The organism is Vibrio sp. 1CM8B (assembly GCF_023161685.1).
Lineage (GTDB): Bacteria > Pseudomonadota > Gammaproteobacteria > Enterobacterales > Vibrionaceae > Vibrio > Vibrio coralliirubri.
Map to the genome: position 1 here is coordinate 283,390 of NZ_JALNTU010000006.1, position 20,437 is coordinate 303,826.

General features: G+C 44.3%; 17 protein-coding genes. 4 read left to right on the forward strand and 13 right to left on the reverse strand.

Going from position 1 to position 20,437, the window contains the following annotated elements; genetic code table 11:
• Nucleotides 1–45: 45 nt before the first annotated feature.
• The 13 genes from MSG36_RS14775 to MSG36_RS14835 all read right to left on the reverse strand — a co-directional run bounded on the left by MSG36_RS14775 (nucleotide 46) and on the right by MSG36_RS14835 (nucleotide 13,488).
• The gene (locus MSG36_RS14775; RefSeq protein WP_248368498.1) at nucleotides 46–516 is read right to left on the reverse strand and encodes a type II secretion system protein; all 471 of its coding nucleotides are present in this window, start codon (nucleotides 514–516) and stop codon (nucleotides 46–48) included.
• Nucleotides 517–551: 35 nt separating this feature from the next.
• Entirely contained in the window at nucleotides 552–1,127 is a 576-nt protein-coding gene (locus MSG36_RS14780) for a prepilin-type N-terminal cleavage/methylation domain-containing protein (protein WP_248368499.1), read from the reverse strand.
• 79 nt (nucleotides 1,128–1,206) lie between these two features.
• Nucleotides 1,207–1,662, reverse strand: a complete 456-nt coding sequence (locus MSG36_RS14785; RefSeq protein WP_048618132.1) for a hypothetical protein — start codon at nucleotides 1,660–1,662, stop codon at nucleotides 1,207–1,209.
• Nucleotides 1,663–1,665: 3 nt separating this feature from the next.
• Nucleotides 1,666–2,889, reverse strand: a complete 1,224-nt coding sequence (locus MSG36_RS14790; protein WP_048609623.1) for a type II secretion system F family protein — start codon at nucleotides 2,887–2,889, stop codon at nucleotides 1,666–1,668.
• 12 nt (nucleotides 2,890–2,901) lie between these two features.
• Nucleotides 2,902–4,626 carry a GspE/PulE family protein gene (locus tag MSG36_RS14795; protein WP_048614829.1) on the reverse strand — a complete coding sequence of 575 codons (1,725 nt, stop codon included), beginning with the start codon at nucleotides 4,624–4,626 and terminating at the stop codon, nucleotides 2,902–2,904.
• The gene (locus tag MSG36_RS14800; protein WP_248368500.1) at nucleotides 4,616–5,782 is read right to left on the reverse strand and encodes an MSHA biogenesis protein MshN; all 1,167 of its coding nucleotides are present in this window, start codon (nucleotides 5,780–5,782) and stop codon (nucleotides 4,616–4,618) included. Before MSG36_RS14800 ends, MSG36_RS14795 begins: the two co-directional genes overlap by 11 nt.
• Nucleotides 5,783–5,784: 2 nt before the next feature.
• Entirely contained in the window at nucleotides 5,785–6,624 is an 840-nt protein-coding gene (locus MSG36_RS14805; protein ID WP_050622248.1) for an AAA family ATPase, read from the reverse strand.
• Nucleotides 6,625–6,677: 53 nt separating this feature from the next.
• Entirely contained in the window at nucleotides 6,678–8,321 is a 1,644-nt protein-coding gene (gene mshL / locus MSG36_RS14810; RefSeq protein ID WP_086971235.1) for a pilus (MSHA type) biogenesis protein MshL, read from the reverse strand.
• Between the two features lie 15 nt (nucleotides 8,322–8,336).
• Complete coding sequence (locus MSG36_RS14815; protein ID WP_017061346.1) at nucleotides 8,337–8,669, reverse strand: hypothetical protein; 333 nt, start codon at nucleotides 8,667–8,669, stop codon at nucleotides 8,337–8,339.
• The gene (gene pilO / locus MSG36_RS14820) at nucleotides 8,662–9,309 is read right to left on the reverse strand and encodes a type 4a pilus biogenesis protein PilO (RefSeq protein WP_248368501.1); all 648 of its coding nucleotides are present in this window, start codon (nucleotides 9,307–9,309) and stop codon (nucleotides 8,662–8,664) included. The genes MSG36_RS14815 and pilO overlap by 8 nt, the downstream gene beginning before the upstream one ends.
• Nucleotides 9,309–10,751 (reverse strand): MSHA biogenesis protein MshI, encoded by a 1,443-nt coding sequence (locus tag MSG36_RS14825; protein WP_248368502.1) that lies wholly within the window; start codon nucleotides 10,749–10,751, stop codon nucleotides 9,309–9,311. The genes pilO and MSG36_RS14825 overlap by 1 nt, the downstream gene beginning before the upstream one ends.
• A 2-nt stretch (nucleotides 10,752–10,753) precedes the next feature.
• The gene (gene csrD / locus MSG36_RS14830) at nucleotides 10,754–12,769 is read right to left on the reverse strand and encodes an RNase E specificity factor CsrD (protein ID WP_248368503.1); all 2,016 of its coding nucleotides are present in this window, start codon (nucleotides 12,767–12,769) and stop codon (nucleotides 10,754–10,756) included.
• Nucleotides 12,770–12,930: 161 nt separating this feature from the next.
• Nucleotides 12,931–13,488, reverse strand: coding sequence for a single-stranded DNA-binding protein (locus MSG36_RS14835; protein ID WP_017061342.1), 558 nt, complete (start codon nucleotides 13,486–13,488; stop codon nucleotides 12,931–12,933).
• 278 nt (nucleotides 13,489–13,766) lie between these two features.
• Between MSG36_RS14835 and MSG36_RS14840 the strand changes: the two genes are divergently transcribed.
• The 4 genes from MSG36_RS14840 to MSG36_RS14855 all read left to right on the forward strand — a co-directional run bounded on the left by MSG36_RS14840 (nucleotide 13,767) and on the right by MSG36_RS14855 (nucleotide 20,284).
• Nucleotides 13,767–14,414 carry a LuxR C-terminal-related transcriptional regulator gene (locus tag MSG36_RS14840; RefSeq protein ID WP_029405754.1) on the forward strand — a complete coding sequence of 216 codons (648 nt, stop codon included), beginning with the start codon at nucleotides 13,767–13,769 and terminating at the stop codon, nucleotides 14,412–14,414.
• Between the two features lie 156 nt (nucleotides 14,415–14,570).
• Nucleotides 14,571–15,443 (forward strand): UTP--glucose-1-phosphate uridylyltransferase GalU, encoded by an 873-nt coding sequence (gene galU, locus MSG36_RS14845; protein WP_248368504.1) that lies wholly within the window; start codon nucleotides 14,571–14,573, stop codon nucleotides 15,441–15,443.
• Nucleotides 15,444–15,592: 149 nt separating this feature from the next.
• A complete protein-coding gene (gene uvrA, locus MSG36_RS14850) occupies nucleotides 15,593–18,424 on the forward strand; it encodes an excinuclease ABC subunit UvrA (RefSeq protein ID WP_248368507.1) in 2,832 nt (943 codons plus the stop codon).
• Between the two features lie 96 nt (nucleotides 18,425–18,520).
• Nucleotides 18,521–20,284: a PglL family O-oligosaccharyltransferase gene (locus tag MSG36_RS14855; protein WP_248368510.1), complete on the forward strand. Its 1,764-nt coding sequence runs from the start codon at nucleotides 18,521–18,523 to the stop codon at nucleotides 20,282–20,284.
• Nucleotides 20,285–20,437: the final 153 nt, after the last annotated feature.

Sequence of the window (20,437 nt, forward strand, 5' to 3'; positions counted from 1 at the left end):
AAAAGGCCGGCAAATGCCGACCTCTAACTTACCGTAGCAAGCTATTTAGTTACCATTACAACCAGCACCAAGAGTTACTGTTGTAGAGGCAGCTGAGGCAGCTGTTGTGCCTGTAGCTTGTGTATAAGTAACAATACACTCATCTTCACCAACATCCGCTCCAGAGAAGCTGAATGAGATAGTACCTGTACCACCGCTAGTCACATTCTCCCAGTCATCTGTTAAACCAACAACAGCCGCACCAATACCAGTCTCAGTTGCAGTAGGGTAACCGAAAGCAATATCAATACCTTCCACATTTTGTCCTGCAGAGATAGCTTCTAAACCGTCAATTGCAGCCTTGCCATAAGTAATACCAGCAGCTCCGTCAATTGCCCCCTTCAAACCTTGAAGTGATGACTCACGAGCATCATCTTGAAGGTTTAGGAAACGAGGTGCCGCAGTTACAGCAAGAATACCTAGAATAACAATTACAACCACTAGTTCGATTAGGGTGAAACCGCCTTGTCTTTTCATAGTTAAGCTCTCTCTATGTTTAATTTTACGCAGACTTACTGCAAAGTTACGGTCACACGACCAGTTTTAATTTCGTAAACAAATTCATGCTCGGTACTACCTTCTAATTGAACGTAAGTACAGGTTGCATCACCTGAATTCGCTTGCGCTGAATATTTGTAATTTGAGTCATTAGCGACATCTGAAACCACACCTACTTTAGGTGGGTTTTGCAGCAAGTTTTCCATCAACTCAGAACATGTTTCATCTGAAATATCTTGTGGAGCAGTGCTCGAATTATTGTTCAGAGTCCACGGATAGCCATCACGAAAGCCGGTCTCGACGTTGTTACTGTTCTTTGATCTCGTTAACCAAAAATCAACACCATCATAATTTACAGTATTGTATGTTTCAACACCTATCTTCTCTGATGGCCTAGCTTCTGCTTCCCACTGTGCTCTTGCCGACAGTACTGCAGTCGCAAAGCCACCAGCTACGCCTTCAATGCTTGATTTCTTGGCTTCATCTGTCACATCTAAGAAGCGAGGTAGGGCTGCAACCGCCAATAAACCAACGACCACGATCACTATGACTAATTCGACAAGGGAGAAACCCTTTTGATTCTTAAGCATTTTCTACCTACTCATCTAATTATTAACGCGCATTATACATTCGCGCTCGTATAAAACCATAAAAAAACTGTCAATATTTTCACAAAGCCAAAATATTGGCTTTCACACTAAACCTTTCTCTTTCGAGCAATATATCTATCTGATATTTATCAGTATAATGATAACTGCAGTGAAAGTGTATGTTATCACTTTTATCTTCAACACTTGGAGAGCTTAGCCCTAAAATGCTCCCTTGAGGATATAATTGATCCAGCCAATAGTTACAGTCTCGCTCCGTACCTTGGATAGGCATTACCCACCCAGTTCTGCTGTAGATCTTTGGGGGTTCCGAGCCTTCTTCTTGCCCAGCACCCGATAACAAATACTGCTGTTTGAACAAATTGGCTTGCTCTAAAATCCGCTTGCTCGCGACGATAAATGCCGTGTTAGTCGCTTCTTCTTCTACCGTTTTGAATGCAGAAAGCACACCGACAATAAGAAAAAGAATAACCACTGTCCAAATAACAAAACGTGAGCGTTGTAGGTTATTTAGCATTCCCTAGCCTTTGATTGCATCCAACATTCCCCACATCGGCAAGAATATACCTAGCGCCAAAATCAGCACCATGCCCGCAACGATGGTTAACAAAATGGGTTCAATTCTGGCGGTCAAAGTTTTCAGATCGTAATCGACTTCGCGGTCATAAAAATCAGCCACTTCAAGTAATAACTCATCAATACGGCCTGTCTCTTCACCGACGGAGATCATTTGTATGACGAGCGGTGTGAAAATTTCGCTGTTAATCGCGGTCGATGAAACTGTACTACCGGCTTCAATGGCCGACTTCATCGCTTGAACTCGCAACTCTAGAAAACGGTTATCTAAGGCTTCCGCCGATAACGCTAGCGACTGGTTCAGTGGAACACCCGCTTTAAGCATCAAAGCAAAAGTACGTGAGAAGCGTGACAACAGTGCTCGATTCACCACTCCACCAATGACCGGCATTTTTAAGCGTAACCGATCCCACTTTTCTAGCCCTTTGTCTGTCTTAACCCAGGCTTTAAAAGCAAAGATAAGACCAAAGATCACGCCAAGCATTAAGCCCCAGTAATTCACAAAGAACTCAGACATACCAATCAAGATACGAGTTGGCAGCGGCAGGTCGACACCAAAGCGCGCAAACATGCTTGAGAACTGTGGAATCACCTTGATGTTAAGAATGAACATTGCGATCAAGATAAAACTGATCACGAATGTTGGGTAACGCATCGCAGTCTTAATTCGTTTGCGAGTCTCAACTTCCTGTTCGTAGTATCCAGCTAATTGCAGCAAAGCCTGATCTAGACGACCTGTGTTTTCACCAACACCAATCATCGAGACGAACAACGGACTGAATACCTTTGGGTGCATCTGCATTGATGCCGCTAGCCCACGACCATTAGTTAGCTCAGCAACCACTTCTTCTAAGGCGGCTTTCAACTGCTTATTTTCACAGTTTTGAGTTAGGCCTTTCATCGACCTTAATAGCGGTACACCTGCTTTGGTTAGGCTGTATAACTGTCGACAAAACAGAACCAAGACTTCAAGCGGAACATTCGGCGAAAATAGGCTCGATACATCCATATCTAAGACTGAACCACCACTTTTACCCAGTTTGATCGAGGTTGGAATGATCCCTTTGCTCATCAAGCTTTCAGCAGCAAGATCTTCGTTATTCGCGTCTAACTGCCCACTTACTTGGCTACCATCAGAGCTGCGACCTACATAACGATATGTTGGCATATCATTCTACCCCTACAGATAAATTGGGTCAGTGGCACCGGACGCATCACCTTCGCCAAGATGCATTATCTCATCAAGACTCACGACACCTTGCAGAGCCAGTTCCATCGCAGAAGCCAGTAACGGTTTATAGTTTTCAGACTGTCTCGCCGTTTGAGCAAAACCAACCGCATCGTTCGCTCTCAGTGCATCCATCATGTTTTGCTCTAGCTCCAACATTTCAAATACACCAATTCGCCCGCGGTAACCGGTTAAGTTACAGTTCTGGCAACCACGGCCTTTCATAAACGGCACACCCACTTGGTTAGGGAAACGGACGCTCAGCCACTGCTTGCGAGGTTCATCTAACTCATCCTCAACCTTACAATCGGTACACACTTTACGAACTAATCGCTGTGCGACTACTGCTCGAACGGCGCTCGCAACCAAGTAACCTGGAGCACCCATATCCATCATACGCAACGCACTGTCTACCGCATCATTGGTATGCAGCGTACTTAATACTAAGTGACCGGTCAGTGCAGCTCTCAAGCCAATCTCAACGGTTTCGTGGTCACGCATCTCACCGATAAGAATGATATCGGGATCCTGACGTAGAAAGGTTCTCAAGATAGTAGAGAAATCGAGGTTGATCTTAGGGTTTACCTGAACTTGGTTCACACGAGGAAGGCGGTATTCCACGGGGTCTTCCGCAGTAATGATCTTTTTACCCGGTTCGTTGAGCTCACTTAATGCCCCATACAGGGTTGTGGTTTTACCTGAACCAGTTGGGCCGGTAACCAAAATCATGCCATGTGGACGGCGCAGTTGTTGACGCAGACGAACCAAAAGGTCACTCGGTATGCCCGACTCTTCTAGTTTACGTAGGCCTGCTGATTGGTTAAGAAGACGCATAACCACTGATTCGCCGTGCTGCACCGGCATGGTAGACATACGAATATCAACCGACTGACCTTTAGCACGGATATTAAAGCGGCCATCTTGAGGAAGACGCTTCTCTGAGATATCGAGGTTTGCCATCAGCTTTAAGCGCAGTACCAGAGCAGACGCGATATTCACTTCATTCAGCAATGTTTCATGCAGTACACCATCAATACGCTGACGAAGACGCAATACGTTTGAATCTGGCTCGATATGAATATCCGAAGCGCCAACCTGAATAGCATCTTCAAATAGCGAGTTGATCAGCTTAACGACGGTAACTTCATCACTGTCTTCTTCAGCGATATCGAAATCAAAGGCATCATTAACTTGGTGTTCAGCGTGAAGTTGCTCAGCAAACGAGGCAATCTCTTTGGTTCTTCGATAATAGCGATCGAAGCCATCAACCAATTGCCTCTCTTGAGCAACAACGAATTCCAGCGCGTAATCGCCGAGCTGACCAAGCAAAGACTCTTGGGCAAACAGATCGGCTGGGTCACTCATAGCAACACGCAAAGTGTCACCTTGGCGTCCAATCACTAAGGCGCGAAGGCGACGAGCATGTACTTCGGGCAAAAGCTGTACCGCTTCAACATCGACAACAGCTCGGCTTAAATCAATAAGAGGAATCGCTAACTGCTGCGACAAAAAGCTCAGCATTTGCTGTTCTGACAAGAAGCCAAGCTCAATTAGCGCATCACCGAGCTTACGCCCAGTACTTTTCTGAGCGGCCAGTGCTTGTTCAACTTGAGCCTCAGTGATAATGCCTTCTTCGACAAGCAAATCACCAAGTCTTTTTCTTAATCTAATTTGCATCGCCGCTCTCCTCTAAAGCATTGAGTATTTTTAACCGGTCACGCACAAAGCTTTGTGATTGAGATGAGATACCGACTCTAGTCAACGCACCTTGGTATGACGCTTTAGCTGCTGTGAAATCGAGCTGACGTTCTTGCTGAATCGCTAAGCCCAACCACCAGCGAGCATTATCTGAATCGACCTCAACCAACTTTTGGTAACTTTCCAATGCCACTTCTTCTTGCTGACTCTTTTGACTAAGCGCCGCACGCATCGCCAAATAATTTTGGGTAGGGTTCGGTGGTAAATGTATTAACGGACTTAAAGCCGCTTCTGATTGATTCGCTTTTACCAGCAGTTTTGATAACCCTAAACGCAGTTTTTCACTGTTGATGTTGAGCTTGATACCAGACTGATAAAGCTCATAGGCTTTGCGAGTATCGCCTTTACCAAAATAGAGAATCGCAAGTTTCTGGCGAACATCTTCATTTCGTGGCGTGTAGCGTAGAGCTTCAGTGTAGCCCTTCAACGCACCAGTAAGATCGTTCGCATCTAGCGCTTTCTGAGCTCGACCTTGTGCATTCACAGATAGCTGTTCCGGTGTTAACTCAACCTGCTCGATCAACATTCCGCTATTTTCTGAACCACCAGTGGCTACAGGCTCATTATAGATAGGCGCAGGATCTTTTTTGGCCACACTCGCAACGTAAACCGGTTGGGGAACTTCAATATTAGTCGCTTTAGGCGCGCTTAGAGGTTTAGCTGGTGTTGTTTCTTTTGGGGCAGACATAACAACTGATTCGGAAACATCGGGCTTAGCTTGAACGCTTTTTACCATCACGGTGTTTTCTGTTGAAAGGTTCGCAGAGTCTAGCGTCATCAATTTCTTGGTTGGCGATGAGATAGGTTGAGCTGCTTCCTGAATGCTATTTGAATCATCAACGACAGAAACTTGAACCTGTAAATCTCGAGTTGAGATTGACTGCTCAACAATAGACGGCTCAATCACAGGGCCTTGTGATATCGCCCAGCCGCCCATCGCTAAGCTCAAACTAAAACCCGCAACAACCCAAACTAGGGGCGAACGCGTTTTTACTTTAGGTACGACTGCCGCTTCTATCGAAGTCGCTGATTTTTTCTTTGCCAATTCAGACAAGGCGTTGTTAATGACGCTCATAATTAATTCCAACCCCACAGTATTGGCGTTTTAAATTTAGGCTTACACACATCGTACGTTTCATGCATAGCTGAAAACAGATGTTGGTTGTCGATACTTTTCTTATCTTCACTGAACGAAAGCAATAGAGCCTTATGGCAAAGTTGGTTTATCAATCTAGGGATACCTAACGACGAACGACAGATCGCCTTTTTTTGATTCAAGCTGAATAACTCAGGGCTGCCACCAGATTTAGCGATTCGATTATCAATATACGCCACCGTTTCATCGAGAGTCAGTGGCCTCAGTGTCGAACTAAATGTGATTCTTTGGCGAAACTGCCTAAGGTGGTAAGCCTCTAATCGAGCATCCAATTCTGGCTGACCTAATAAGACAATCTGCAGCAGTTTTTTATCTTCCGTTTCAAGGTTACCAAACAACCTTAATGTTTCGAGCGCTTCATCCGATAGAGCCTGAGCCTCATCAAGAATAGCCACCACTCTTAATCCAGAATTGTGCAATTCAATGAGCTTATGCTGAATGTTATCAACCAAGGTTGCTTCATTATCGACAGCTAAACCAAGCTCTGTAGCAACCGCCTGGCGCAAGTCAGCCCCTGATAGCACAGGGTTTGGTAAGTAGATCAGGGCTGTGCAGTCATGTAGGTGATTGACCAACATCCGGCAAACCATGGTTTTTCCAGTGCCGACCTCTCCGGTCACCTTAATCACGCCCTCGCCCATTTCCAACGCCGAGATTACCGTCTGAATCGCTTCGAAATGAGGCGCTAAACCATAAAAGAAATCGGTATTCGGCGTTAAGGTAAATGGCAGTTGTTCAAAACCAAAGTGAGCTTGATACATACGACGACCTAGCTTAGTGAGACACTGCCACTCTATAGAGAGAAAGTAAGCAACTACTCTTCATCAGGGAACCACTGTTGAAGAAGATCACGTGAACGCTCCAACTCATTTTGCCAAGTATTCACACCCACGATCGTTGGCTTAAGCAAGATCACGAGCTCAGTTTTTTGCGTTAGCTGATTGGTATTACGGAACAAATGGCCTAAGGCTGGAATATCACCGAGGAATGGAACTTTAGAGGTCACATCACTGGTGTTGGATTTCATTAATCCGCCAATCACAACCACATCGCCATCTCGTGCTCGAATCACTGAGTCAGATTCACGAATAGAGCTTTTCGCCAAAGGAAGTTGCACCAAACCCGTTGTTGAACCTAGGTTGAGCTCTTTTACTTCTTCCTCTACTTCAATAACGGCTGGGTGAACATGTAAGAACACGCTACCTTTGTCATCTATCTGAGGGGTCACGTCTAAAGAAATACCAGAGAAGAACGGAGTTAGTTCAACCTCAGGCGCCACATTCGCGTTGTCACCACTGCCTACCGAACTTGATAAATCTGTTACGTAGTACTCATCGGTACCCACTTTGATAACCGCTTTCTGGTTGTTTGCCGCGGTGACTCGTGGGCTTGATAGAACGTTCAGATCACCTTGAGTATCCATAAAGCTCAATACCGCTTCGAAACTGCCATCTGAGATCGTTACGTTGGTTTGTCCGCCTAACAAAGAGCTGATCGCATCTAATGGAGGTAATGTACTTGCAGGACGGTCGATAACCACACCACCACTACCAATCGACTTAGATAAATTAGACCAGCTAATACCTTGCTGGTAACCATCACTCAAGGTTACTTCCATGATTTTGGCTTCTAGAATCACTTGACGCTGCAAGCGTTGTTGAGAAATACCTAAGAACTCTCGAACCTCACGAATTTCATCCGGGTAAGCACGCACTGTAATCACACTCGCTTGCGGAGTCACGACAACGCTTTGCCCATCACCCGAACCAATTAAGTGAGCAACCGCCGCTTCAAGCTGTGGCCAAAAATCACTTTCAGAGGTCGTTTCAATCTCCGTACCACCATTCGATGTCGAGTTTGATGAATTAGAAGAGTTAGATGAATTTGACGAGTTTGAGTTCGAATTCGAGTTTGAAGAGCTCGATGAATTCGAATCTGAGTTAGAGATCGTGCCTGTGGTGATCGTCGTTAGTGAGCGACCAGAACGCTTAACTTGTAAGTAATCGACAGGGATCGTTACGGTGCGAAGACCGGCAGGATAAACTTGAATCACTTTGCCACGCTTTTCAATATCGTAACCATACATATCTTGAGCAACAGCCAGTACCTCATCTAACGTCACGTCGGTTAGATTAAGCGTAAGGTTTCCAGACACACTTGGGTGAATAGCCGCGCTATACTCCGTACCTTTCACTAGGCTTGCAAAAAAGGTTCTCGCTTCAACGCCTTTTGCCTGAATACGGAAACGTTTAACCGTTTCCATCCCCGGAGACATAGAGTCAGAATTAAGCTGAGGCATAAGGTCATCTTGAACCGACGAAGGCAGCTCATGAAGCGCTCTGCTATTGGCTTCATTAATTGATTCGTTTAAAGATTCTTTAATCTCAACAGGATCTCTATGCCCCATCGAACAGCCGACTAAAGATGACACTAGGATTGCTACTACAAGTTTACGCATGTCTTCACTCTAACCTTAATTATTCTTAACATCTAAAGAGAACATCTCTAATTTCCACTGCTTAGAGCTTCTCTGCAGAGTGACGTATTCTGGATCTATGTTCTTAACTCGGTACCCTCTGATCGTTTCCCCTTGTCCGAGAATCTGACCATTCATAATCGCATAGCAAGGCGTATCTCCCTTACACACGATGCTTTCTAAAGAAGGCAAGCGATAACGAGTTGGTGCTTTCTTAGCAGGCGCCGTTTTCTGTTGAGGTGAAAGCCAGCCTAATGGCGCCGTGGGATCTTGCTCAGCCCACACAAAAGAGCTACTAAATAGCAAGGACAACAAAAGAGTTCTAACCACCGATAAACTCCTGTCTAGTACCTAATGTGTAAACCTCGAACACCAGTCGAGCTTTGGGATATTCTTCTACTGAGTATTCAAATGTGCGCCAGTAGTAACTCACAGGTAGAGACTCAAGTGCTTGAAGGTAAGCTGAGATATCAAAGTAACTGCCGGTTAGCTCCATTCTTACAGGGTGAAGAAAGTAGCCTGAATATTCGCTGGTCTCTTTATTGTTCGAAATCGCTTCTGGTTTTAATGATTCTAGCGATTCAAGCTTTAGCCCATTACCGGCGTTAAGAACGCTCTCCAATAACTGCGACATTTGAGAAGGTGTGATTAATCCATCGACAATCTGCGAAAGTTGAAGTGAGAGATCTTGGCTCTCCACCAGCAATTTTTTGTACTCTCGATTAATGTCTTTGTTTGGGTCTTTATTTAACTTAGCTTGCAGAACAAGTAGCTCACCCTGCTGCCTTTGGTTCGATTGGGTCAGGCTGGTCGCCTTGGCATTTTTAGCTTGTAGGTCGAGATACGCTGGCTCAACCAATAAGGTGAACAACAACATCGATAGGCCAACAAAACCACACACGAAAAGTAGCCATTTTTCTCTTTGACTTAATGCAAGAAACTTATCGCTCAGCTGGTTCCACTGCTGCATTATTTACTCTCCCGACGAGTACTTAGCTCGAACGTCACCACATCCTGATCATTACGACCAATTTTTAGTTTTTCAAAAGTGCGTCCAACTAAATTAAGCTCACTTTTGAACTGACCAATCCAGTTCGGAACGACATTTGCGTTACGAGCCAAGCCACTAAGATCTAAAGTATCGTGGGTCATGTAGATGTGCGAAAGAGAGATGTCATTTCGGCCTAATTTAGCTAAGGAATTCATGACGCCAGAATACCCGACTTGTTGGGATTCGTCGTATTGCCCAACAGCCTTCAAAGCCTCTTTTTTAGCCTCAGTCTCACGTTTGAGACGCGCAACCGCCGCCACTTTCTCTGGAGACGGTTTATGCTGAGTTAACTTACTATTCAATTGGTTAACTTGATTGTTAAGTTGATTCGAGTCTTGTTGCAGGGCTGTTAGTTCTTTATCGAGATTAGAAACTTGATACTGCATTGCGAAGTAACCACCAAGCAGCAAAACACAAACTACTCCCCAGCTCGCAACAACATTGGTCAGCGTAAAATATTCTTTTTTAGGCTTAAGGTGTTCTGGATAAAGATTGACCTTAAACGTCTCTTTTCCCGCTGCGAGTTTAACCAGTAAACTCTCTGAATTATCACGCTCACCTTCAACCAACAATGAAACTGTCGAGCTCAATGTACTGTTTAAGGCACTTTGTAACTCTGCTTCATCTTCTTCGTCACAACAGATTTTCAGCTGGTGAAGCTGGGTGCCTTTAATTTGCGAAGAAAGGTAATCAATCGAGCGTTGAAGCTCTAAAGCGAGACCATCCAACTGCAGAGCACTTGACGCAACACCGGTTAAAGGCGGGACAACACTGCGGATGGTTCTTTGAAAACAAACGGTATTTTCGACAAATGCACCCAACTTAAAGTGTGAATTGGTGCTTCGCTGTAAAAGAATGAAATTAGACAGTTCACCAGCGCTGTAACCCCAGATTTCATCTTCAGGAGCAACGCCTATTAATTCAACCTGAGCCGAATTAGCAATATTCAAAAGCTTGTCCAACAGCTTTTTAGGCAAAACGTATACTTGCAGCTTGTTCGACGTTGGTAACGCGACCGCACTCGCGGTAATTTCCGTTACTCTTTCTAAAACAAGATCTTTGAGTAAAAAAGGCAGTGCTACCGACCATTCACTCTCTGGAATGTCCGGTTTATCAATTTGGTAGGTTTGGTAGTAGTTAGCACAAACAATTAATTGGACGCTATGACTGGTAAACGCCTCACTGCTAAGCGATTTTTTTAGCGCACTCTCCCAGTCCCCATTAACCACGGGAATGCTGGCTACTTGAGGCTCTTGTTCTGTCGATGAAATATAAATGGCATCATTGCCCAGCAGGACAACTTGCGAGCTACCTTTATTATTCGTTGGCTTTATTTTGTCTAAAATCGCTTTAAAATTCATTCTTAACTACTACTCTTACGCCATCGATTTCTTCGTCCAACTTTGACAACAGATTCCGCTTTCACGGCCTTTTCTGCTTGATTAGGCAAAGGAATAATTTGTTGTTCTTCGTCGAAATATCGCCCTTGATAGCCGTTAATGCCTAACTCTATCAAGGTATTCTTTTCTTGTTTTGTCTCGACTCCAACGGCAATAACTTGAGTTGGAGAATCACCGCACGCCCCAATTAAGCTTCGAACAAACAGTTGGTTCTCATGCCTTTGATCGATTTTCTTAATTAGGCTTCGATGAAGCTTAATATAATTAACCTTCAAATCCTTGATGTAGTGAGTGCTAACAATGGTTCGTCCAGCTTGGCCGACCACAACTTTACACCCTAAACCCCGCAGCATCTTTGCCACCGGTCTCATATAATCAAGATGAGCAATCAAGTGCCCTTCTGGAAACTCAAACGCAAGCTGAGTTCGGTGCTGAGCAGAGAGCTGTAACAACTCACTCCTAAACCACTTAAAGTGCTGTTTATTAGCAAACGGGGTAACATTCAGATTCACCGAATAGTTGATAGGTTGAGTTGATTCTTTCAGCGATTTCAACACAACCTTTAGAACCGATTGGTCCATTTGAGCTTGGTAACCCACTTGCTCTACCGCAGGCATAAATCGAGACGATTTCAATAAACCTTTATCAGGATCCTGAATTCTAGCGAATATTTCTCTATGTAATTCATTAGCTTGACCAGATTCCGGCATAAGATAACACCGCTGAGCAAAGATTACTAAATTTTCAGGAAGCAGCGCTTTATCAAGTAATGTTCTCCAACGAACACTGCCTCTATCAAGCTCATTCTTATTCTCTTTCGGGTAACGACTCCAGTTATTAATACGCTCTAACTGAGCACTCTTTAATGCTGTTTCCGTTTCATCCATGATCTGGCTGTGACGCTCACCTTCGGTGTACATGGTCACACCGATATGACACCAGTTATCCGACTCCAAAGGCTCTGGCGGGGTTAGCTTATCTAACTGCCTTAAACACTGAGCGGCCAAGGTCGCAATATCTTTTGCGCCCTGGTGAGGGATAAATACAGCAAAGTCCGCTTCGTAATAGCGAGAAAAAATAACATCGGGATAGCGCTGAACGATATTCGACAGTACTTCACCGACTTCAATAATAAAGCCGTCGGTGGTTTGCTTGTCGTTTGCATCACTAACTTGCTCCCATTCGTCGATACGTATCAGTAACACACCGCCTCGTGCACCACTTTCATGCAGTGCCGATTCCAGCTTATTATCGAATAAAACTCGGTTTGCGGTTCCCGTAAGTTTATCTAGGAAAGTATGGGTACGAATAAAGGTATCAAAGCGACTTCGTTCTTGACGAGCATCTTGCAGCTCCTCGATCAAGACATCTAAGGCTTCACTTGCGGTATAAGGCCACTCTCGCTCATCTCCCTTTGCATGAGCTTCAACCTGACCGGCCAAGATCATTCTTCCTCGCTCTTCCAAGATCTCAGAACCCATGAGTTGCTCTTTCAACCAACGAACACCGCGAGCAAGACAGAACAGAACCAATGCGACAGCCAAAGTAATTGACCACATCGCTTCCATTGAGTAGTTGTAGCCAATATAAGGAGGAAGTGCTTTAAATTCGATTCGGTAGCCTTCATTACGCTCTAAAATGAAGCTTTTCTCATAAAGACGATTAGGATCAATTTGTGGGGAGGTATCTTTGAAACGATAAACGATGCCTGTCTTGTTCGAGAGTTTCATCTCAACAATATTGCTCGCCTGCAACATCTTAGGCATCCAACGCTGCATTGAATACGCGGCGTCGGGGTCTTCCATCTCTTTATCTACAACGTCGACAATGCCAACCAAATAATGGTCTAAATATTCCTGTCCAATACGCTTAAAGGAAAGTGTGCCACCAATAAAAAGAATGAACATCGCGCTGATCACTATCACGGTGACAAATGCGACCAATCGAGTGCTCAATTTTAGTGTCGGGGTATATCTCATGAATAACGAAATCCTTTTCAACTCACATTATACCGTATTGCTACTTATACTATAAATTGACGTTGTAAATAAAGCGTTAAGAATTGTAGGTAACAAAAAGCCGCGATGAACGCGGCTTTTTCCAATTTAATACTGTCTTTATAATATATTAAAAACAGGGCTTAAAATGGGATGTCATCATCAAAATCCATTGGCGGCTCATTATATTGAGGTTGAGCCTGCTGAGGAGCTTGTTGAGGTGCTTTCGGCTGCTGTTGAGCTGGAGCACTGTATTGTTGCTGCTGTTGTTGTGGCTGCTGTGGCTGACCCCAACCACCTTGCTGTTGGTTGTTACCCATGCCACCTTGAGCAGGAGCACCACCTTGAGCACGGCCGCCAAGCATTTGCATTACACCATTGAAGCCTTGAACAACCACTTCTGTTGTGTAGCGATCTTGACCGCTTTGATCTTGCCATTTACGAGTTTGAAGTTGACCTTCAATGTAAACTTGAGAACCTTTACGTAGGTACTCACCAGCAACTTCCGCTAGCTTGCCAAACAGAGCAACACGGTGCCATTCTGTTTTTTCACGCTGCTCGCCAGTTGCTTTATCACGCCATGACTCTGACGTTGCAATGGTAATGTTCGCTACTGCGCCGCCATTTGGCATGTAACGAATTTCAGGGTCATTACCTAGGTTACCCACTAATATAACTTTGTTAACTCCACGGCTAGCCATGATTTGCTCCGTCTAAATTCATAGTCTCAGAAAATTTTAGCGCACAAGAATAGCATGCTTTTCTGCAGTGATAAATCGCATTCCTATTCTCTACTCACTACAAAGAATAAAAACGTAACAAATCATGATATTCAGAGCGATGTTGCTTTTTTCTCCACTTACAAACCACTCATTTACTTTGATAATTGATATTCAACGCAAGTCACTATTAATGCGCTAGAGAAGCGAAAGCCTGCATGACAACGTGGAATCTAATCCCCCTTAAACAGGACGTTTCAATGAGAAAATCACGATACGCTCGCACTTTGCATTTTCTGTGCATCGACCCAAACGACACCTATCTACATGTAAAAGAGATAGAAAAGCACTTATCTATTATTCTCTACAAAATGACGCCCGACGAATTAATGTTAGTTGATAGAAAGCAAAGTAACCGGATCTTGCTCGTTGATTATAGAGAGGTGCCACAACTACTGATTATTTGTCCTAACCTGACTGTTATGTGGAAAAACCATGAGATCATCTTATTCAATGTCCCTCAACAACTTCCGACATCTGAGCTTCTTACCTATGGGGTACTAAAAGGGCTCTTTTACAACACCGAGCAAAAAGACAAGATTGCTCGTGGTCTTCAAGAAGTCATCGATGGTGAGAACTGGCTGCCAAGGAAGGTAACCAATCAACTGCTGTTTTATTATCGTAATATGGTCAATACCAACACGACACCAACCAATGTCGATTTAACCATTCGCGAGATTCAGGTGATTCGCTGTCTTCAGTCAGGGTCATCAAACACACAAATCGCCGATGACTTGTTTATTAGTGAATTCACGGTTAAATCTCACCTTTATCAGATATTCCGTAAGTTGGCGGTCAAAAATAGGGTTCAAGCCATTGCTTGGGCAAACCAGAACCTACTTGCATAATCGATCGGCCTCTTAATCTGATGATAATTTTGAGGGAAGCTCTAGTAAACCATAGGTATTGTTGCTGAATTTTCGACATAACTTGTGCTAGAGTTGCCCTCAGAAATATCAACAACTCAGTTGAATCAATAATTATTATAGATAAAGGGTCTTATCATGATCAAAAAGTGCCTTTTCCCGGCGGCTGGCTACGGTACACGTTTTTTACCTGCGACCAAGTCAATGCCTAAAGAAATGATGCCTGTCGTAAACAAACCTCTGATTGAATACGGTGTAGAGGAAGCTATCGAAGCTGGTATGGATGGAATGTGCATCGTTACTGGACGTGGTAAGCACTCGATCATGGATCACTTTGATAAAAACTACGAGCTTGAACACCAGATCAGCGGTACCAATAAAGAAGATCTATTGGTTAATATCCGCGAAACGATTGAAGCGGCAAACTTCACCTACATTCGCCAGCGTGAGATGAAAGGCCTTGGTCATGCTATCTTGACTGGTCGTGAGCTGGTAGGTGATGAACCTTTTGCAGTAGTGCTTGCTGATGACCTTTGTGTGAACGAACAACAAGGTGTACTGGCTCAGATGGTTGCGTTATACAAACAGTTCCGCTGTTCTATTGTTGCTGTACAAGAAGTACCTGAAGAAGAAACTCATAAGTACGGTGTTATCTCTGGCGAAATGATCAAAGATGACCTTTTCCGAGTTGATGACATGGTAGAGAAGCCAGAGCAAGGTACAGCACCAAGCAACCTAGCGATCATTGGTCGTTATATTCTGACTCCAGATATCTTTGAATTAATCGAGCAGACTGAACCTGGTAAAGGCGGCGAAATACAGATCACTGATGCTCTATTAAAACAGGCAAAAGCAGGCTGTGTATTGGCTTACAAATTTAAAGGCCAGCGTTTTGACTGTGGTAGTGTTGAAGGCTATATCGAAGCAACAAACTACTGCTTCGAGAGCCTATACAAGAAAGACCAGCAGCAAATCGAGCTAGGTAAACACTCGACAAAGAAAGAAGCATAACGACTGGTTAATCACTAGCGTTACTAATCTTAGAAAGGGCGATTCTGTGAGTCGCCCTTTTTGTTTACTGTTTTTTTATCCAGTAAAACTTTGCACAAATCTCACTCTATGTAATACTTTAGCCACTTAAAATTACATGGTCTATTGAGATGGATAAAATAGAAATTAGAGGCGCTCGTACGCATAACCTCAAAGACGTCAACCTAACCATTCCACGTGACAAACTGACTGTCATCACCGGATTATCAGGTTCAGGAAAGTCGTCACTTGCGTTTGACACACTCTATGCAGAAGGTCAGCGCCGCTATGTTGAATCTCTTTCTGCTTACGCTCGTCAATTTCTATCTCTTATGGAAAAGCCGGATGTCGACCATATTGAAGGCCTTTCTCCAGCAATCTCAATAGAACAAAAATCGACTTCACATAACCCTCGCTCAACTGTCGGTACCATTACCGAAGTCTATGATTACCTGAGACTACTTTACGCTCGAGTAGGCGAACCTCGCTGTCCAGATCACAACATCCCTCTAGCAGCACAAACCATCAGTCAAATGGTCGATAAGGTCTTAGAACTGCCTGAAGGTTCAAAGATGATGTTGATGGCACCGATTGTCAAAGAGCGCAAAGGTGAGCATGTTAAAACACTGGAAAACTTAGCTGCGCAAGGCTTTATCCGTGCCCGAATTGATGGTGAAACCTGTGATCTATCCGATCCACCAGCACTTGAACTTCATAAGAAGCACACCATTGAAGTCGTGGTAGACAGATTCAAAGTTCGTCCTGATCTTCAACAGCGTTTAGCCGAGTCATTCGAGACCACATTAGAGCTATCTGGCGGCATCGCTGTCGTCGGTTGGATGGACGAAGCAGATCAAGAAGAAATCGTATTCTCTGCTAACTTCGCTTGTCCAAAATGTGGTTACAGCATGCAGGAACTTGAGCCTCGCCTGTTCTCATTTAATAACCCGGCAGGAGCCTGTGGTACGTGTGATGGCCTTGGTGTTCAACAATATTTTGATCCAAGCCGAGTAATTTTAGATGAGAACCTAAGCATTGCTGAAGGTGCGATAAAAGGTTGGGATCAAAAGAACTACTACTATTTCCAGATGCTAACATCGTTATCAGAGCATTATGGTTTTGATCTATATGCGCCATTTAATTCTCTACCGAAAAAGACTCAAGAGATCATTCTAAAAGGATCAGGTCGTACTGAAGTAGAATTCAAGTACATCAATGACCGAGGTGATATTCGAGTTAAGCGTCATCCATTCGAGGGCATTTTAAATACCTTAGAGCGCCGTTATCGTGATACTGAATCTAGCGCGGTGCGTGAAGACCTTGCCAAATACATCTCAACCAAGTCTTGTTCAAGCTGTGATGGCACTCGCTTAAGATTAGAAGCTCGAAATGTTTTCATTGGTGATACAACACTGCCGGAAATCGTTGAACTGAGTATTGCTGACGCACTACAATTTTTCCAAGAATTGAAGTTAGACGGTCAGCGTGGGCAGATCGCAGATAAAGTGATGAAAGAGATCAATGACCGTCTGCATTTCTTAGTCAACGTTGGTTTGAATTACCTTAACCTATCACGCAGTGCTGAAACGCTGTCTGGTGGTGAGGCGCAACGTATTCGTTTGGCGAGCCAAATCGGTGCCGGTTTAGTGGGCGTTATGTATGTACTGGATGAGCCATCAATTGGTCTCCACCAGCGCGATAATGAACGTCTACTACAGACCTTAATTCACCTTAGAGACTTAGGTAATACCGTGCTTGTTGTAGAGCATGACGAAGATGCAATTCGTTGTGCTGACCATGTTATCGATATCGGCCCTGGTGCAGGGGTACACGGTGGTCACGTAGTGGCAGAAGGTACCATGCAAGACATCATCGAAAACCCGAACTCTTTGACAGGCCAATACCTGAGCGGCGCTAAAGAGATTGCAGTGCCAGAAAAGAGAACACCTATCGACAAGAAAAAGGTCGTAGAAATCGTTGGCGCAACAGGGAACAACCTAAAGAATGTGACCGCGACAATTCCTGTTGGATTGTTCAGTTGTATTACGGGTGTATCAGGTTCGGGTAAATCAACGCTGATTAATGACACCTTCTTTAAAGTCGCCCACACTCAATTAAACGGGGCCACGACTGCAGTTCCGGCACAGCACAAAAAGATTAAAGGGTTAGAGCATTTTGATAAGGTGATCGACATAGACCAAAGCCCTATCGGTCGCACCCCTAGATCAAACCCTGCGACCTACACCGGTATTTTCACCCCTATCCGAGAGTTATTCGCAGGCACTCAGGAATCACGTTCTCGTGGTTACAAGCCAGGTCGATTCAGCTTTAACGTTCGTGGTGGTCGTTGTGAGGCTTGTCAGGGTGATGGCGTAATCAAGGTAGAGATGCACTTCTTACCCGATGTGTATGTGCCTTGTGATGTGTGTAAAGGTAAGCGTTATAACCGTGAAACTCTAGAGGTTCGCTACAAGGGCAAGACCATAGACGAAGTTCTAGAGATGACCGTAGAAGATGCTCGAGAATACTTCAACCCTGTGCCTGTTATCGCTCGTAAGCTGCAAACATTGATGGATGTTGGCCTTTCCTACATTCGCCTTGGACAAGCGGCAACAACCTTATCTGGTGGTGAAGCTCAGCGTGTTAAATTAGCGCGTGAACTGTCTAAACGAGACACGGGAAAAACCTTATACATTCTCGATGAACCAACCACAGGCCTTCATTTCCACGATATCCAGCAGCTGTTAACGGTGCTACATAGACTGCGTGATCACGGTAATACGGTTGTCGTGATTGAACACAACCTAGATGTCGTTAAAACAGCAGACTGGATCCTCGATCTTGGCCCAGAAGGTGGGCAAGGTGGTGGTGAGATTGTTGCAGAAGGTACACCTGAAGATGTGGCGTTAGTCGAAGGTTCACACACTGCTCGCTTCCTTAAGCCTATGTTAAATTTGAAGTAGGTGTAAAATAGCGCCCTGCGGGCAGACAGAAAAATGTTAAAGTAACAGAGCTTGTTTCAGAAGGAACAAGCTCTGTTTTTATAAGGTTAGGGATTTATGGCAACAATACACACTAGCGGTACCCAGCTAGAAAATCAGGTCACTCAGCTACCACTCAACAAAGCATTTCTGGCTTCTTTAGCTGTTGTATTCTTGTTAGCTATGCATTTTTTCATGCCGAACCCTGGAGGTTCGGGCCTTGCTCTATCCTTTAACCCAACAACTTGGCTAGCGCTAAGCTTCACGCTAGCGATTGGCTTTTACCAACTCGCGACCAATCGAGTACTCAAGTATTCCAAATTAACAATTGGCTTGTTGATTAGCTGTATCATACTCACGCTACCCATTTTATACAGCAATGCTGCACCTCAAGGAGCGTCAGGACGCTTGCTTGGATTGTGGGCGGGCTTTGCCTTATTTGTGGTGCTGCAGCAATTTAAGTTCAGCAATAAACACAAGCAACGTATGTTGTGGTTCATTGTGCTTGCTGTTGTTATACAAGCACTGTTTGGCTATGTGCAATATTTCTTATTAGAGCCTGGTAACCTATTTGGCTACAACACAGCGGCAAACCGACCATATGGGATATTTCAACAACCGAATGTAATGGCAAGCTTTCTTGCTACTGGTTTTGTGCTGTCCGCTTACCTTTTAGCAAGACAGCCAGCTAAATATAATCACAAAATTAGCGAGTCATTCTTACTATACCTAACCCCAACCTTAACCGTACCCTTGCTGATCATCATCGCATCACGTACCGGATGGTTGGCCGCTGTCATTGGGTTTATCTACATTCTGCCCTATCTATACAAGTTCTCGACCAAGAAACGCTTCTACGGATGGTGCGCGTCAGTGCTCGTCGGTGTCGTCGTCGCTTTTACGGTGATCAGCCTCAGTGCAACAGATAGTATCGCTAGCAAGAAAGCAAACCTAGAAAGCCCGCGAGCTTATACGTTCCCACAAGCTCTAGATATGATGATCGAAAAGCCATTCACAGGTTATGGTTACGGGAAATTTGAGTCTGAATACACACTATATACAGCTCGCCAACATCAACTCAACTCGAACTATCACCCAGGTCTTCCTTCAATGGATCACCCGCACAATGAGTTCCTATTTTGGGGAGTGGAAGGGGGAGTCGTACCAATCATTGGGATCTTGATTGCTGCAATATTGGTTATGTCACGCATAGCAAGTTCTGCAAAGGGAACGCGTCTAGCCCTGCTCGCTTTATTTATCCCGATCCTGTTGCACTCTCAACTTGAGTATCCTTTTTACCACTCGGCGATTCACTGGATAACATTCATTATTTTGATTTACTGGGTCGATCAACGATCTTCCCGACATTATCAACAGCCGTTCAGTATCATCAGTAAAACCCTGTTTAGAGTCTCGAGCTTAGTGATACCTATCTTGGTAAGTTATTATATGTTGAGCGCCCTGCATACCAACTATGTACTGACTAAGTTTGAACTATCTAGACCTAAGAACCCAGATATTCTTAAGCAGGTAACGAACCCCGTGGTGTGGAAAGATCGCTACGATTGGGACATATACAGCACTTACCTTAATATTGGCCTCTACAAAGCCGACCCGAGTCTTATACAACCTTACATCGATTGGTCACTGGAGATCATAAAGAGCAAACCAAGACCGGCTTTCTACAGCAATCTGATTCTGGCGTATCAAGGCCTAGGAGAAGAAAGTAAAGCAGAGCAAATTCGTAGCGAAGCGAACTTTTTATTCCCTAACAGAGACTTTTCAAAGGTTCAGTATAAGAAAGTGTCACAGGCAGAAGATAACGTTTCGTTTGCAGAATAATGTTAAGAATTCACAACGCAAGCACCATTTAAATAGGAGCTTGGGTCGATACAAAAAAGCGCACGATCTCTCGTGCGCTTTTTTGTATTTTTCTGTCCCGTCCTGAAATGTGTTTACACATTGAGGACGAATTATGACTACTTCAAATAATAC

What these genes read in the sequence shown, in the direction of transcription:
- csrD (WP_248368503.1), bottom strand. Translation starts at nt 12,769, where the DNA reads ATGAGATATACCCCGACACTAAAATTGAGCACTCGATTGGTCGCATTT.
- pilO (WP_248368501.1), bottom strand. Translation starts at nt 9,309, where the DNA reads ATGCAGCAGTGGAACCAGCTGAGCGATAAGTTTCTTGCATTAAGTCAA.
- MSG36_RS14775 (WP_248368498.1), bottom strand. Translation starts at nt 516, where the DNA reads ATGAAAAGACAAGGCGGTTTCACCCTAATCGAACTAGTGGTTGTAATT.
- galU (WP_248368504.1), top strand. Translation starts at nt 14,571, where the DNA reads ATGATCAAAAAGTGCCTTTTCCCGGCGGCTGGCTACGGTACACGTTTT.
- MSG36_RS14825 (WP_248368502.1), bottom strand. Translation starts at nt 10,751, where the DNA reads ATGAATTTTAAAGCGATTTTAGACAAAATAAAGCCAACGAATAATAAA.
- uvrA (WP_248368507.1), top strand. Translation starts at nt 15,593, where the DNA reads ATGGATAAAATAGAAATTAGAGGCGCTCGTACGCATAACCTCAAAGAC.
- MSG36_RS14790 (WP_048609623.1), bottom strand. Translation starts at nt 2,889, where the DNA reads ATGCCAACATATCGTTATGTAGGTCGCAGCTCTGATGGTAGCCAAGTA.
- MSG36_RS14795 (WP_048614829.1), bottom strand. Translation starts at nt 4,626, where the DNA reads ATGCAAATTAGATTAAGAAAAAGACTTGGTGATTTGCTTGTCGAAGAA.
- MSG36_RS14800 (WP_248368500.1), bottom strand. Translation starts at nt 5,782, where the DNA reads ATGAGCGTCATTAACAACGCCTTGTCTGAATTGGCAAAGAAAAAATCA.
- MSG36_RS14805 (WP_050622248.1), bottom strand. Translation starts at nt 6,624, where the DNA reads ATGTATCAAGCTCACTTTGGTTTTGAACAACTGCCATTTACCTTAACG.
- MSG36_RS14780 (WP_248368499.1), bottom strand. Translation starts at nt 1,127, where the DNA reads ATGCTTAAGAATCAAAAGGGTTTCTCCCTTGTCGAATTAGTCATAGTG.
- MSG36_RS14855 (WP_248368510.1), top strand. Translation starts at nt 18,521, where the DNA reads ATGGCAACAATACACACTAGCGGTACCCAGCTAGAAAATCAGGTCACT.
- mshL (WP_086971235.1), bottom strand. Translation starts at nt 8,321, where the DNA reads ATGCGTAAACTTGTAGTAGCAATCCTAGTGTCATCTTTAGTCGGCTGT.
- MSG36_RS14840 (WP_029405754.1), top strand. Translation starts at nt 13,767, where the DNA reads ATGAGAAAATCACGATACGCTCGCACTTTGCATTTTCTGTGCATCGAC.
- MSG36_RS14785 (WP_048618132.1), bottom strand. Translation starts at nt 1,662, where the DNA reads ATGCTAAATAACCTACAACGCTCACGTTTTGTTATTTGGACAGTGGTT.
- MSG36_RS14835 (WP_017061342.1), bottom strand. Translation starts at nt 13,488, where the DNA reads ATGGCTAGCCGTGGAGTTAACAAAGTTATATTAGTGGGTAACCTAGGT.